Below are 207 nucleotides of genomic sequence, written 5' to 3'. Positions count from 1 at the left end.
TTCGAGTAGTCGGAACAGGGCTGTTTCGATGGCGAAGAGGGCGGGCTGGGTGTAGAGGGTTTGGTGGATCAGGTCGCCGTGTTCGCCGAGGACGACGTCGGCGACCGAGTGTGGGGCGTGCCCGGTCAGGTGCGCGTCGAGATGGGTGCAGGCGTTGTGGAAGGCGTCGCGGAAGACGGGGAAGGTGCTGGTGAGAGTCTGTGCCAT

The 207-nt window shown here is 64.7% G+C and carries 1 protein-coding gene; it reads right to left on the bottom strand.

Annotated features, from left to right (window positions below; genetic code table 11):
• Positions 1-207 (bottom strand): hypothetical protein (locus ADK36_RS18610; RefSeq protein WP_159391172.1); only part of this gene is annotated, 207 nt, incomplete at both ends.

This window comes from Streptomyces viridochromogenes, assembly GCF_001270495.1.
Classification (GTDB): Bacteria; Actinomycetota; Actinomycetes; order Streptomycetales; family Streptomycetaceae; genus Streptomyces; species Streptomyces viridochromogenes_A.
The sequence above is the reverse complement of the archived record's forward strand: the minus strand, read 5'-3'. Positions and strand labels throughout refer to the sequence as shown.